The following is a 13111-nucleotide window of genomic DNA, read 5'->3' as shown; positions in this document are numbered from 1 at the left end:
TGAAAAGCATAAATCATGACTACTTCAAATCAAAATGTGCTGGAGCGCATATTCAATTTAAGCGCAAACGGCACGAATGTGCGCACTGAGCTGATGGCAGGTCTGACCACCTTCCTCGCCATGTGTTACATCATCATTGTCAATCCGCTGATTCTCGGCGAAACGGGCATGGATATGGGCGCGGTATTCGTCGCCACCTGTATCGCTTCCGCCATCGGCTGCTTCGTGATGGGCTTCGTCGGCAACTATCCGATTGCGCTCGCTCCGGGCATGGGTTTGAACGCCTACTTTACTTTCGCCGTCGTCAAAGGCATGGGCGTTCCCTGGCAGGTGGCTTTGGGCGCGGTATTCGTTTCCGGCATCATTTTCATTTTATTCAGCTTTTTCAAAGTGCGTGAAATGCTGGTGAACGCGCTGCCTATGGGTTTGAAAATGTCGATTGCCGCCGGTATCGGGCTGTTTTTGTCGCTGATTGCGCTCAAAGGTTCCGGCATTATCGTTGCCAGCGATGCGACTTTGGTGAAACTAGGCGACATCCACCAACCTGCCGCACTCTTGGTATTGGCGGGCTTCGCCATGGTGGTGGCTTTGGGGCATTTCCGCGTCAAAGGGGCGATTATCCTGACCATTCTGGCAATCACAGCCATTTCCACCCCGCTGGGCTTGAGCGATTTTAAAGGCGTGGTCGGCGAAATTCCGAGCATCGCGCCGACTTTCATGCAGATGGATTTCAACGGTCTCTTTAAAATTAGCATGATCAGCGTGATTTTCGTCTTTTTCCTGGTTGATTTGTTTGACTCCACCGGCACGCTGGTCGGCGTTTCCCACCGTGCGGGCCTGCTGGAAGACGGCAAACTGCCTCGTCTGAAACGTGCCCTGTTCGCCGACTCGACCGCGATTGTCGCCGGTGCCGCACTGGGTACGTCTTCAACCACGCCGTATGTCGAAAGCGCGGCGGGCGTGTCCGCAGGCGGCCGCACCGGTCTGACCGCCGTAACCGTCGGCGTATTGATGTTGGCGTGTCTGATTTTCTCGCCGCTGGTGCAGAGCATCCCCGGCTTCGCCACCGCGCCCGCGCTGCTCTACGTCGGTGCACAAATGCTGCGCAGCGCGCGTGAAATCGACTGGGACGACATGACCGAAGCCGCCCCCGCTTTCCTGACCATCGTGTTCATGCCGTTCACCTATTCGATTGCCGACGGCATCGCCTTCGGCTTCATCAGCTACGCCGTGATTAAACTTTTATGCAACCGCATCAAAGACGTGCCGCCTATGGTGTGGATAGTCGCCGTATTGTGGGCGTTGAAATTCTGGTTTATGGGCGGCTGATACCGTTTTCAGGTTAGCCGTTTCATTCCCCGCAATAGCAAAAGGTCGTCTGGAAATTTTCAGACGACCTTTTTTGGTTTTTAAGATGAAATGAATATTTGAAACTTCGCGCTATCGTTCCGCTCAATATTCAAAGACATCAGCCAATGCTTAAAACCACTCTTTCTTGCCGACAACATAAACTTGTTCAAATTCTTCCGGCGTACATTTCAGGTATTTAACGATGTCGATGATACAGAAAACAAAAACAATCATCGGGCCAACGATAATAAACGAACCCAAAATACAAATCAACAGGTAGATGATACCGACTTTGTTTACGCCCAAATAAAATTTATGCACCCCGAAGCAACCTAAAAAGAACGCCAAAACAGAGGCAACAAGTCGTTTGTCATCGGTAATACGAGAGGATTGCAGAGGTGTATTTTCGGACATTTTTTTCTCCAAACGGATAGTCAATATTAAGAAAGTGTTTTTAAGTATAGCAGAATAATGATATTAATTTCACACAGATTTTATTTTTACTGCCCGCCTGAAACGCATCCTGTTTGCCAACTCGACCGCCATCGTCGCCGATGGCGGCATGTCTGATTTTCTCGCCGCCGGTGCAGAGTATCCCCAACTTCGCCACCGCCCCCGCGCTGCGTTACAGCGGCTGATGCCGTTTCCAGAGTTGATTCCACAATCGTTTATATTCGTCTCCCCGCAATAACAAAAAGGTCGTCTGAAAATTTTCAGACGACCTTTTTTTGGTTTTTAAGATGTACTGAATATTTGAAACTTCGCGCTATCGTTCCGCTCAAAATTCAAAGGCATCAGCCAATGCTTAAAACCACTCTTTCTTACCGACAACATAAACTTTTTCAAATTCTTCCGGCGTAGATGTCAGGTATTTAAAGATGTCGAAGAGAGATAAACCGACAACAACTATCAAAGCAGGATAGACAAAAAACATACCCACCACACCAATCGCCAAATAGATGATACCGGCTTTGTTTAAGCCCAAATAGAATTTATGCGCTCCGAAGCAACCTAAAAATAACGCCAAAGCCGCGGCGATGATGCGTTTGTTGGTAGTAGGAAGGGATTGCAGAGGTGAATTTTCGGACATTTTTTCTCCAAACGGATAGTCAAAATTAAGAAAGTGTTTTTAAGTATAGCAGAATAATGATATTAATTTCACATAGATTCTATTTCTATTGAATAATAAACCTATAAAATTTCGTAAATTTATGTTACGAAAAGCCTAATTTGCAGTTTAAATATGCGATTTCCTATACATTTTTAGCATATTATACTTACTACCTTTATTTATCTTTTCGATTTATCCGCATTTCTTAGCCAATCCGCCCCGCTTAAAGTTTCAGACGACCTTGACACTGCTTTTGACTCTGCCGCGCCTGTCTAGTTCAGATTTAAAAATGAAACAACACCAAACTCAGGGCAATCACCGCCATGCCGGACGTCAACCCGTAAACGGTTTCGTGTCCGTCGGAATAACGCTTGGCGGCGGGCAGCAATTCGTCCAACGCGAGGAACACCATCACACCCGCAATCACGCCGAACACTGCACCGAACACGAAAGGCGATAAAAACGGCTTGAGCATGGTGTAGCCCAAAACCGCGCCCAAAGGTTCGGCCAGCCCTGAAGCGAGGCAGGCGAGGACGGTTTTTTTGCGGTTGCGGGTGGCGAAATAAACGGGCGCGGCAATGGAAATGCCTTCGGGAATATTGTGTATCGCAATCGCAAGCGCCAGCGGCATCCCGACGGCGGGATTTTCCAGCGTGGCGAAAAACGTTGCCAAACCTTCGGGAAAGTTGTGCGCGGTAATCGCAAACGCCGCCATCATGCCGACGCGGGCGATGTGGCGGCGTTTGTTTTCCTGAAAGGCGGGGTCGTGCGGGTCGAGCGTTTCATGCGGGTTCGGCACAAGGCGGTCAATCAGCGCAATCGCCCCCATGCCTGCCAGAAAAGCCAGCGTCGCGGCGGCGAAGGCTTTGTCTTTGTCGTAAACCTGCCCGAAGGCTTCGCTGGATTTGTTGAAAATCTCCGTCAGCGACACATATACCATCGCCCCGCCCGCAAACGCCAATCCGAACGACAAGACACGCGGGTTGGGCGTTTTGGAAAACATCACCAACCCGCTGCCCAATACGGTAAACAATCCGGCGGCAAGGGCGATGCCGAAGGCGGTGATGAGGTTGGTTGAGCTGATATCAGGCATCGTCTTAAGTCGTTAACACAATAAAGAAATCAGCCTAACATATTTTCCCTAATTAGAGAATAATTATTATTTTTATTTGTATTGACAAGAGCAATGTCGGATTAGAAACGTCGGCAAATATAGTGGATTAACTTTAAATTAGGACAAGGCGACGAAGCCGCAGACAGTACAGATAGTACGGAACCGATTCACTTGGTGCTTCAGCACCTTAGAGAATCGTTCTCTTTGAGCTAAGGCGAGGCAACGCCGTAATGGTTTAAAGTTAATCCACTATAAAAACCATTCCAACCCCTTTTCCCTTCCTCCAAACGGCAACGCAGCCCGCCATCCGCCAGTCTGAAACGCCGCCGGATTTTCCATATAAATGGAAGAAATGTTATGATTTTGCAATCTTCCCTCTTTCAGACGACCCGGTGCGGATGATGTGAAAGGTCGTCTGAAACACATTCAACCCCCTCCGAAACGAGACATTCATGACCCTGCAAATCGGTATCGACTTAGGCACGACCAACAGCCTGATTGCCCAGTTCCACAACGGCGAAACCCGCCTGATTCCCAACCAACACGGCCATTTTCTGACACCGTCGGTCATCAGCGTCGCCGAAGACGGCAGCATCCTGACCGGCATCGCCGCACGCGAACGCCTCTCCACCGCCCCGACGCTGACCGCCTCGGCGTTCAAGCGATTTATGGGAACGGATAAAACTTTCCATTTGGGCAAGCGCACGTTCCGTGCCGAAGAGTTGTCCGCGCTGATTTTGAAAAGCCTGAAAGAAGATGCGGAAGCCTTTTTGGGAGAACCGGTATGCGATGTCGTTCTGACCGTTCCCGCCTATTTCAACGCCATCCAACGTCAGGCAACGAAAAACGCGGCACAGATGGCAGGTTTGAACGTCTTGCGTTTACTCAACGAACCGACTGCCGCCGGCCTTGCTTACGGTTTGCAGGAAAAACCCGACGACACGCGCTTTTTGATTTACGACTTGGGCGGCGGGACGTTTGACGTATCCGTACTCGATTATTTCGACGGCGTCGTCCAAGTATCCGCCAGCGCGGGCGACAACCATTTGGGCGGCGAAGATTTCGTCAACGTGCTGCGCCAGTGTTTCCTGAAAAAATGCACGACGCTGACGTCGTCTGAAAGCGACAAACTGGCGCAAAACAGCGAATTGTGGCAGGTATTGGAAACCGCCAAGCGCAAACTCGGCGAAGAAATGCAGGCGGAAATCCGTTTCCATTACGGCGACACGGTTCACTCCGCCGTCATCAGCCGCGAAGAATTCCAAGAAGCCGCCACGCCATTAATGGGCCGCCTGCGCCAACCGCTGGAACGCGCATTGCGCGATGCCAAGCTGCACCCTTCGCAAATCGACGGCATCATCTTGGTCGGCGGCGCGACGCGGATGCCGATGATTCGGCATTCCATTGCCCAACTGTTCCGCCGTATCCCGCTTGTTTCGGTCAATCCCGACGAAGCCATCGCACGCGGCGCGGCGGTGCAGGCGGCGCTGATTGCGCGCAACGAAAGCGTGGAAGAAGTCGTCCTTACCGACGTGATGCCCTTCTCGCTCGGCACGGAAGCCGGCATGGACATTGGCGACCAATACGTTACCGGACGGTTTTTCCCGATTATTGAACGCAATATGCCCGTTCCCGTTTCGCGCGTCGAAACTTTCATCACTTCCCACGACGGGCAGAAAGTGATTTTGGTCGATGTTTTGCAGGGCGAGTCCATGCTTGCCAAAGAAAACCTGAAACTGGGCGAACTGTCGGTCAACGTCCCGCCCAAGCCGAAAGGACAGGTATCGATAGACGTCCGCTTCAGCTACGACGTCAACGGGCTTTTAGAAGTCGACATCAGCAACAAAAACCTGAATCTGCACATCAATCAGGTTTTCCGTCAAAACAGCCAAAGCCTGACGCCTGAAGAAATCAAGGCTTCCCTGATCAAACTCGCCGCCTTGAAAATCCATCCGCGCGATCAGCAGCACAATATCTATCTGTTGGAAAAAGCCAAACGCCTGTATGAAGAATTCCTCGGTGACAACCGGCACATCATCGCCGCAGAAGTGGCGCGTTTTGAAGCCGTATTGGAAACGCAGGACCCAATCGTTATCCATAGGGCGCAACAGCAATTTAGCGAATTTTTAAACCGTTTCGACGGCGGCTGGCTGCTGTAAACGCTTCGCTTTTCATCGGACACGCCGAACAATGAAAGATAAAATCCATTGAAAACAAAAAATTATGCAATACTGGCAAAAATAAGTTGACACCTTTCCGACGCATCCATATAATGCACGGCTTATCGGGTCGTTAGCTCAGTCGGTAGAGCAGCGGACTTTTAATCCGTTGGTCGAGCGTTCGAATCGCTCACGACCCACCAAATTTAAAAAGCTGAGTTGAAAAACTCAGCTTTTTTATTATCTTTCAGATACACGCAAAAGCCATACGGAAACGCCGTACCGGTTTAAAACTAACCCGCCAAACAATCAAGGTTATCTGAAACGCCGCAATCATACAAAACCGCGTTTTCAGACGACCCCGCCAACGCCACTCGGAATCCACATGATCAGCAGACTGACCGGCAAGCTTATTGAGAAAAACCCGCCGCAAATCGTCATCGACGTCAACGGCGTCGGCTACGAAGCCGACGTATCCATGCAGACTTTCTACAACCTGCCCGCCTTGGGCGAAACCGTGCAGCTTTACACCCAGCTTGTCGTCCGTGAAGATGCGCATTTGTTGTTCGGCTTCGCGACTGCCGACGAGCGGGCGACGTTCCGCCAGTTGGTCAAAGTCAGCGGCATCGGCGCAAAAACCGCACTGGGCATACTCTCCGCCATGTCCGCCGACGAACTTGCCCGCGCGGTTGCCGACGAAGACATCAAACGCCTGTCCTCCGCCCCGGGCATCGGCAAAAAAACCGCCGAACGCATGGTTTTGGAACTGCGCGGCAAACTGGTTTCCCATGCTGCTGCCGACGAGCTTTTCGCCGCCGCTCCTGCCGCCGACGAAACGGACGACATCGTAAACACCCTGATTGCGCTGGGTTACAACGAACGCGAGGCAAAAGCCGCCATCAAAGGCATCCCCAAAGGCACGGAAGTCGGCGAAGGCGTGCGCTTGGCTTTGAAAAACCTGTTGAAATAAAACATACCCCGCCTTGCCGTCAAAACGCGGCAACCATACTAAAGAGGTCGTCTGAAAACCTATTTTAGAGTTCTCAGACGACCTCTTTTTTACGTCAAACCGCTTACGCGCCGCGTTTTTCCAAAGCGGCTACGGCAGGCAACTCTTTGCCTTCCAAGAATTCGAGGAACGCGCCGCCGCCGGTGGAGATGTAGCCGATTTGGTCGGTAACGCCGAATTTGGCAATCGCCGCCAACGTGTCGCCGCCGCCCGCAATCGAGAATGCTTTGCTTTGGGCGATGGCTTCGGCAAGGGCTTTCGTGCCGCCTGCGAACTGGTCAAACTCAAACACGCCGACCGGACCGTTCCACACCACAGTGCCTGCGGCTTTGAGCAGTTCGGCAAGTGCGGCGGCGGATTTCGGGCCGATGTCCAAAATCATATCGTCTTCGGCAACGTCGGCAATGTCTTTCACAACCGCTTCGGCATCGGCGGCAAAGGCTTTGGCAACGACGACATCGGTCGGCAGCGGTACGGAGCCGCCTTTGGCCGCCATTTTCGCCATGATTTTTTTGGATTCTTCCACCAAATCATGTTCCGCCAAAGATTTGCCGATGGCTTTGCCTTCCGCCAACAGGAAGGTGTTGGCGATACCGCCGCCGACGATGAGTTGGTCGACTTTGTCCGCCAGCGATTCGAGGATGGTCAGTTTGGTGGACACTTTGCTGCCGGCGACAATCGCCACCATCGGGCGCGCGGGCTGTTTCAGGGCTTTGCCCAAAGCGTCGAGTTCGCCCGCCATCAATACGCCGGCACAGGCAACGGGCGCAGCTTGGGCGACGGCTTCGGTCGAGGCTTGGGCGCGGTGGGCGGTGCCGAACGCGTCGTTGACGAACACGTCGCACAAGGCGGCATAGGCTTTGCCCAGTTCCAAATCGTTTTTCTTCTCGCCTTTGTTGATGCGCACGTTTTGCAACATGACGACATCGCCCGCGTTCAGGGCGGGTTTGTTTTCACGCCAGTCGTTCAATACTTTCACGTCTTTGCCCAACAGGCCGCCCAAGTGCGCGGCAACGGGCGCGACGTCGTCTTCGGGGTGGAACTCGCCTTCGGTCGGTCGGCCCAAGTGGGTCATCACGATAACGGACGCGCCGTTGTCCAGGCAGTATTTGATGGACGCGAGCGAGGCGCGGATACGGGTGTCGTCGCTGATTTTGCCGTCTTTGAACGGCACGTTCATATCGGCGCGGATGAGGACGGTTTTGCCCTGCACGTTTTGTTCGGTCAGTTTCAGAAATGCCATGATGTATCCTTTGTGAAGGTTGGAAACGGAAATGGGAATGTTCTCAATTATCCGCGAACGGGGCGCATCGGTAAAGGCGGGATTTGCCTGCGCTTGATTTGCGTCAGCGGCAGCGTCGATATAAGGTCGTCTGAAAACGTGGTTTGAATGAAGTAAAAACCCAAATCCCTCCTTTCAGACGACCTCCCGCCGAATCTTTGCTAAACTACACGAAAATACGTTCAACATCCTCAAAGCTATGCTCACTTACACCCCGCCCGATCCGCGACAACCTGCCAAAACCCATGAAAAACCCTGGCTTTTGCTGCTGATGGCATTTGCCTGGCTGTGGCCGGGCGTGTTTTCGCACGACTTGTGGAACCCCGCCGAACCGACCGTCTTTACCGCCGTCGAAGCCTTAGACGCAGGCGCGACGCCGTTGGTCGCCCATGTGTTGGGACAGCCGGATTTTCAGATTCCGCCCATCTATTTGTGGGTGGCGGCGGCGTTCAAACACCTGTTGTCGCCTTGGGCGGCGGACGCTTATGATGCCGCGCGTTTTGCGGGCGTTTTCTTTACGATTATCGGGCTGACCGCCTGCGGTTTTGCCGGATTCAACTTTTTGGGCAGGCACCACGGGCGCAGCGTCGTCCTCATCCTGATCGGCAGCATCGGGCTGCTCTCGGTCGCGCACTTCCTCAACCCCGCTTCCGTCGCCTTTGCCGCGTCGGGCATGATATTGTGCGGCTTTTCGTTGGCGCAACGCCGCGTCATTACCTCCTCCCTGCTGCTGGGCGGCGGCTGGGCGTTGCTGTCGCTCTCATCGGGCTATCTGATGACCGCCGCGCTGATGTTTTTAGCACCTGCCCTGCTGCTCGATGAGAAATGGCGCGTCAAACGCTATTACCTGACGCTGGTCGGCGCGTTCGCCATCGGACTGCCGCTCTTGACGGTTTATCCGCTCATTTTCTCCAGAACGCAGCCCGCACTGTTTTCCGTCTGGCTGCAACACCACTCGCTCGGCGCATTCGGCGGTTTGGGTGGTTTTCAGACGACCTTCAGCCTGTTCTATTACCTGAAAAACCTGCTCTGGTTTACCCTGCCCGCGTGGCCGCTCGCCGCATGGACGTTAAGCCGCCCCCGCATACGCGAAAAAAACTGGAACGTATTGTGCATTTCGTGGTTCCTCATCGTCCTCAGCATTCTTGCCGTCAGCCCGCAACGCCTCCAAGACAACCTCGTCTGGCTGCTGCCCCCGCTCGCCCTGCTTGGCGCGGCGCAACTGGACGGACTGCGGCGCGGCGCGGCGGCGTTTATCAACTGGTTCGGCGTTATGGCGTTCGGATTGTTCGCCATTTTCCTGTGGACGGGCTTCTTCGCCATGAACTACGGCTGGCCTGCCAAACTCGCCGAACGCGCCGCCTATTTCAGCCCGTATTACACGCCCGACATCGACCCGATACCGATGGCGGTCGCCCTGCTGTTTACCCCGCTGTGGCTGTGGGCGATTACCCGCAAAAACATCCGCGGCAGACAGGCAGTGACCAACTGGGCGGCAGGCGTTACGCTGGCGTGGGCATTGCTGATGACCCTGTTCCTGCCGTGGCTCGACGCCGCCAAAAGCCATGCACCCGTCGTCCTCCAAATGGAAGCCGCCCTCTCTCCCGAACTGAAACAACGGCTTTCAGACGACCTCGAATGTATCAGCATCGCCAACGAAGACCACCGCGCCCGTATCGCTTGGGCGCAATACAGCGACTTGACACTCCATATCGACGATGCTGCCTGCCGCTACCGTCTGGTGCAGCAGCCTAAAAATACCGATGCGCCGCCGGGCTGGACGAAAATCTGGCAGGGCGCGCGCCCGAGAAACAAAGTGGAAGGCTTCGCCTTGCTGGAGAAAGCGGAATGAATCCGCTAGGGGCGTGAATGGCAAACGTCGTCTGAAAATCAGTTTCAGACGACGTTTTTTTCATGAGAATTTGAGTATCGGAAACATTGTTTGCAAGAATGCGTCTGACAGGTATTTGATATAGTGGATTAACAAAAATCAGGGCAAGGCGACGAAGCCGCAGACAGTACAGATAGTACGACAAGGCGAGGCAACGCCGTACTGGTTTAAAGTTGATCCACTATAAAACACAAAGGTCGTCTGAAAACCCATATTTAGATTTTCAGACGACCTTTTATGCTTCAAATCCCGTGTTATTGCAGGCTGTGTTCCAATGACACGCCTGCCGCCCAGCCGGTTTTGGGGTCTTTGCTTTCTTTGACTACGCCGGAGTTGAACGAGAGGGTCGTGCGTTTGGAGAATTTGTATTCGGTGTTGAACGCGAGCTGTTTGTAGTTCTTGCCGGTATCGGAGCGGCCGTAGGCGACGCCGAGTTTGGGGGTGATGTTGCCCATGGTGTAGCCGGCGGTCACTTGGAAATCGCGGGTGTTGGTATTGGTTTTGGTTTCGTCTTCCCAGTGGAATTTGTCGGCAACATTGCGGGCGTACATCATGCCGGCGGCGAGGTAGAGATTGTCTTTGTCGTAGCCGACTTTCATGGAATGAACCTGTCTGTCTTTGGTATCGTCAGGCGAGCCGTTGCGGGCGTATTCGAGGGCGTAGTGAGCGTTGAAGCCGTTGGTCGGGTGTTTGTAGTGCAAGCCTACGCCCGCCATCCAGTCGCCGTTGCGCTTTCTGTCTTTATATTTGTTGGCACCGGGCGCGATTTGGACGCGGTAGTTGAAGCCGTTGTCAAAGGTTTTGGATTCGTAGTTCAGGGCGATTTCACGGCCGCCGAAACGGGTCATGCGCCCCATGGTTTGGGTGTGGTTGTTGCCGTTGAACGCGTCTTGTTCGCCGGTCAGGTAGTGCATGGGGGTACTGAGCCAGCCGGCGCGGACGGTACCGAAATCGCCGCGCAGACCGATGTAGGAGTCGTCCGTACTCCAGCCGTTGTAGTCGAAGGCGACGAATGAATTGACGCCGTAGATGAGCTTGAGGTCTTTGTCGAGTTTTTCACTGCCCATAATCCAGATGCGGCTGTTGTTGTCGGATATATCGGTAGCGGATTGCCCTTTGCCGTTGCGTTCGTGTTCGATAGAAGTAAATATCCGTCCGCCGATTTTGGCTTCGTTATCGGATGCCAATGCGGGGACGGCAAGCGGGACGGCAACCGCAATCATTAATAACTTCTTCATTTTATTCTCCTTTTGCTTGGTTTTTCTGAGGCTGCGTTTAAACAGGGTTTTATACTATTTGAGGCGTGCAAAAAAATCAATATTTTTGTAATCACTTGTAACTTTTATTTCAAAAAATGTTTTTTACGGCGTTTTTTTGTGTTATCTTGCAAACCGATTTCCAAAACAGGCGGATTTTTTCAAATATCCATAGAGAATAAATCTTTTTATCCGCCAAAAATCAGAATATTTCCCTACCATATAGTCATATGTAGTTTTTTTATTTTTTGCAAAACGCAGGATGGAGGGAGAGATAGCGAGAAGAGGAGAAAAAACGTGCTGCCGAACAAACCTTATTCCATATCGGCTTTATCGCTTGCCATAGTGCTTGCGCTGTCGGCGTGTCATCGCGAAGTCAAGCCCGCGCCCGAATTCAAGCGCAGCGAATACAATAAAATCGTCATCAGCAATGCGGTCGAACCGAGTACGCTCGACCCGCAAAAAAGCTCGGATATGGCGGCAGGCGCGATTATCCGCCAGATGATGGACGGCTTGGTCAGTACAGATGCCGAAGGCAAAACCATTCCCGCTTTGGCGTTGAAATGGGAGCCGTCAGACGAAGGGCGCGTTTGGACGTTCCACCTGCGCGATGCAAATTGGAGCAACGGCGACCCGATTACCGCCGAAGATTTCGTTTACAGCTTCCGCCGCCTCGCCGATCCCGCAACCGCCGCGCCTAACAGCAGCTATTTGGAAGACGCGAAAATACAGGGTGCGGCGGAAATCCTGCAAGGCAAGGCGAAGCCGGATACTTTGGGCGTCAAGGCTTTGGACAAGAAAACGCTGCAATTTACGCTCACCGCGCCCGTGCCGTATTTCCCCGATATGCTGATTCAGCAGTTCACCTACCCCGTCCACCGCGCCACGGTCGAGAAATTCGGCGAAAAATGGACGCAGCCGGGCAATTATGTTTCCAGCGGCGCATACATCCTCAAAGAATGGCGTGTCAACAGCCACATCACCATGGATAAAAACCCTACTTATTACGACAGCAAAAAAGTATCCATCCCGCAGGCGGTGTTCCTCGCCATCGGCAAAGAATACGACCGCTACCGTGCCGACGAAGTGGACGTTACCTACGGCATCCCTTCCGATCAAATTAAGATTGCCGAGAAAGAATTTCCCGGGCAGGTCCGGCGCGCGACTTTGCTGTGTTCTTGGTTTTTAGAGCCGAACTTGGAATCCGCCGAATTTAAAAATCCCAAAGTCCGCCGCGCGCTCAACCTGCTGACCGACCGCGCCATCATTACCAAAGTTGCCGGACGCGGCGACAAGGAGGCGTTCCAGCTTACCCCGCCGAATATGCAGGGCGGCGGCGAGTCTGCGCCCGCGTGGAAGCCGCTCAAGCGCGAAGCGCGCATTGCCGAAGCGGAAAAACTCTTGCGCGAAGCGGGTTACAGCGAAGAGAAACCGCTCGAATTCCAAATCGTCTATACCACCAGCGAGGCCGCCAAGAAACAGATTACCGCGCTGCAATCCATTTGGAAGGCGACCGTACCGTTTGTGCGCCCCACGCTGATGAACGAAGAATGGAAAACCTTTTTGGACAAGCGCCTGCAAGGCAACTTCAGCATGGCGTTTGCGGGCTGGTGTTCCGACTACAACGACCCTGCGGGCATGCTCAATATTTTCAAATCCAACAATCCGAACAACGCCTTCCATTACAAGAATCCCGAGTTTGACAAGCTGATGAACAGCACGCTCGAAGCGGGCATTTCCGCCGAAGAGCGCGCCCGCCGCTACGTCAGCGCCGAGGCGATGCTGCAACGCGACGACGCCTTTATCCCGCTGTATCACCAAGTCAGCATCAATCTGGTGAAACCCGATATCCAAGGCTACTCCGACCGCGACCCGCTGAAAAACTACACCATCAAGAATTGGTCGTTTGCACCCAAGAAGTGATTTGATAACATAGACA

Annotated in this window: 10 protein-coding genes and 1 tRNA gene; 6 read left to right on the top strand and 5 right to left on the bottom strand. The window is 53.1% G+C overall.

Annotation, left to right across the window (positions count from 1 at the left end):
* The first annotated feature begins 15 nt into the window (after positions 1 to 15).
* Positions 16 to 1329, top strand: coding sequence for an NCS2 family permease (locus tag MON40_RS01090; protein WP_003758793.1), 1314 nt, complete (start codon positions 16 to 18; stop codon positions 1327 to 1329).
* A gap of 150 nt (positions 1330 to 1479) precedes the next feature.
* Here the strand turns inward: MON40_RS01090 and MON40_RS01085 are convergent, their stop codons facing one another.
* The 3 genes from MON40_RS01085 to zupT form a co-directional block, all read right to left on the bottom strand.
* Positions 1480 to 1764 (bottom strand): TM2 domain-containing protein, encoded by a 285-nt coding sequence (locus MON40_RS01085; protein WP_003758795.1) that lies wholly within the window; start codon positions 1762 to 1764, stop codon positions 1480 to 1482.
* Between the two features lie 391 nt (positions 1765 to 2155).
* Positions 2156 to 2440, bottom strand: coding sequence for a TM2 domain-containing protein (locus MON40_RS01080; protein ID WP_003780000.1), 285 nt, complete (start codon positions 2438 to 2440; stop codon positions 2156 to 2158).
* A gap of 304 nt (positions 2441 to 2744) precedes the next feature.
* A complete protein-coding gene (gene zupT / locus MON40_RS01075) occupies positions 2745 to 3554 on the bottom strand; it encodes a zinc transporter ZupT (protein ID WP_003779999.1) in 810 nt (269 codons plus the stop codon).
* Positions 3555 to 4027: 473 nt separating this feature from the next.
* On the opposite strand from zupT, the gene MON40_RS01070 reads away from it, so the two are divergent.
* The 3 genes from MON40_RS01070 (at position 4028) to ruvA (ending at position 6704) form a co-directional block, all read left to right on the top strand.
* The gene (locus tag MON40_RS01070; RefSeq protein WP_003779997.1) at positions 4028 to 5734 is read left to right on the top strand and encodes a molecular chaperone HscC; all 1707 of its coding nucleotides are present in this window, start codon (positions 4028 to 4030) and stop codon (positions 5732 to 5734) included.
* A gap of 127 nt (positions 5735 to 5861) precedes the next feature.
* Positions 5862 to 5937, top strand: a tRNA-Lys gene (locus tag MON40_RS01065).
* A 182-nt stretch (positions 5938 to 6119) separates the two neighbouring features.
* Positions 6120 to 6704 (top strand): Holliday junction branch migration protein RuvA, encoded by a 585-nt coding sequence (gene ruvA / locus MON40_RS01060; RefSeq protein ID WP_003779996.1) that lies wholly within the window; start codon positions 6120 to 6122, stop codon positions 6702 to 6704.
* A 103-nt stretch (positions 6705 to 6807) separates the two neighbouring features.
* On the opposite strand, the gene MON40_RS01055 is transcribed toward ruvA, so the two are convergent.
* Positions 6808 to 7986: a phosphoglycerate kinase gene (locus tag MON40_RS01055; protein WP_003779993.1), complete on the bottom strand. Its 1179-nt coding sequence runs from the start codon at positions 7984 to 7986 to the stop codon at positions 6808 to 6810.
* A gap of 238 nt (positions 7987 to 8224) precedes the next feature.
* On the opposite strand from MON40_RS01055, the gene MON40_RS01050 reads away from it, so the two are divergent.
* Positions 8225 to 9877 (top strand): ArnT family glycosyltransferase, encoded by a 1653-nt coding sequence (locus MON40_RS01050; protein ID WP_003779991.1) that lies wholly within the window; start codon positions 8225 to 8227, stop codon positions 9875 to 9877.
* 293 nt (positions 9878 to 10170) lie between these two features.
* Here the strand turns inward: MON40_RS01050 and MON40_RS01045 are convergent, their stop codons facing one another.
* The gene (locus MON40_RS01045) at positions 10171 to 11154 is read right to left on the bottom strand and encodes a porin (RefSeq protein ID WP_003779990.1); all 984 of its coding nucleotides are present in this window, start codon (positions 11152 to 11154) and stop codon (positions 10171 to 10173) included.
* A 315-nt stretch (positions 11155 to 11469) separates the two neighbouring features.
* Here MON40_RS01045 and MON40_RS01040 point away from each other — a divergent pair, with 315 nt between their 5' ends.
* Positions 11470 to 13095 (top strand): peptide ABC transporter substrate-binding protein, encoded by a 1626-nt coding sequence (locus MON40_RS01040; protein WP_003779989.1) that lies wholly within the window; start codon positions 11470 to 11472, stop codon positions 13093 to 13095.
* The last annotated feature ends 16 nt before the right edge of the window (positions 13096 to 13111 follow it).

Source organism: Neisseria macacae ATCC 33926, assembly GCF_022749495.1.
Taxonomy (GTDB): domain Bacteria; phylum Pseudomonadota; class Gammaproteobacteria; order Burkholderiales; family Neisseriaceae; genus Neisseria; species Neisseria macacae.
Note: the sequence above shows the minus strand (reverse complement) of the source record. Positions and strands in the feature narration are given on the sequence as shown.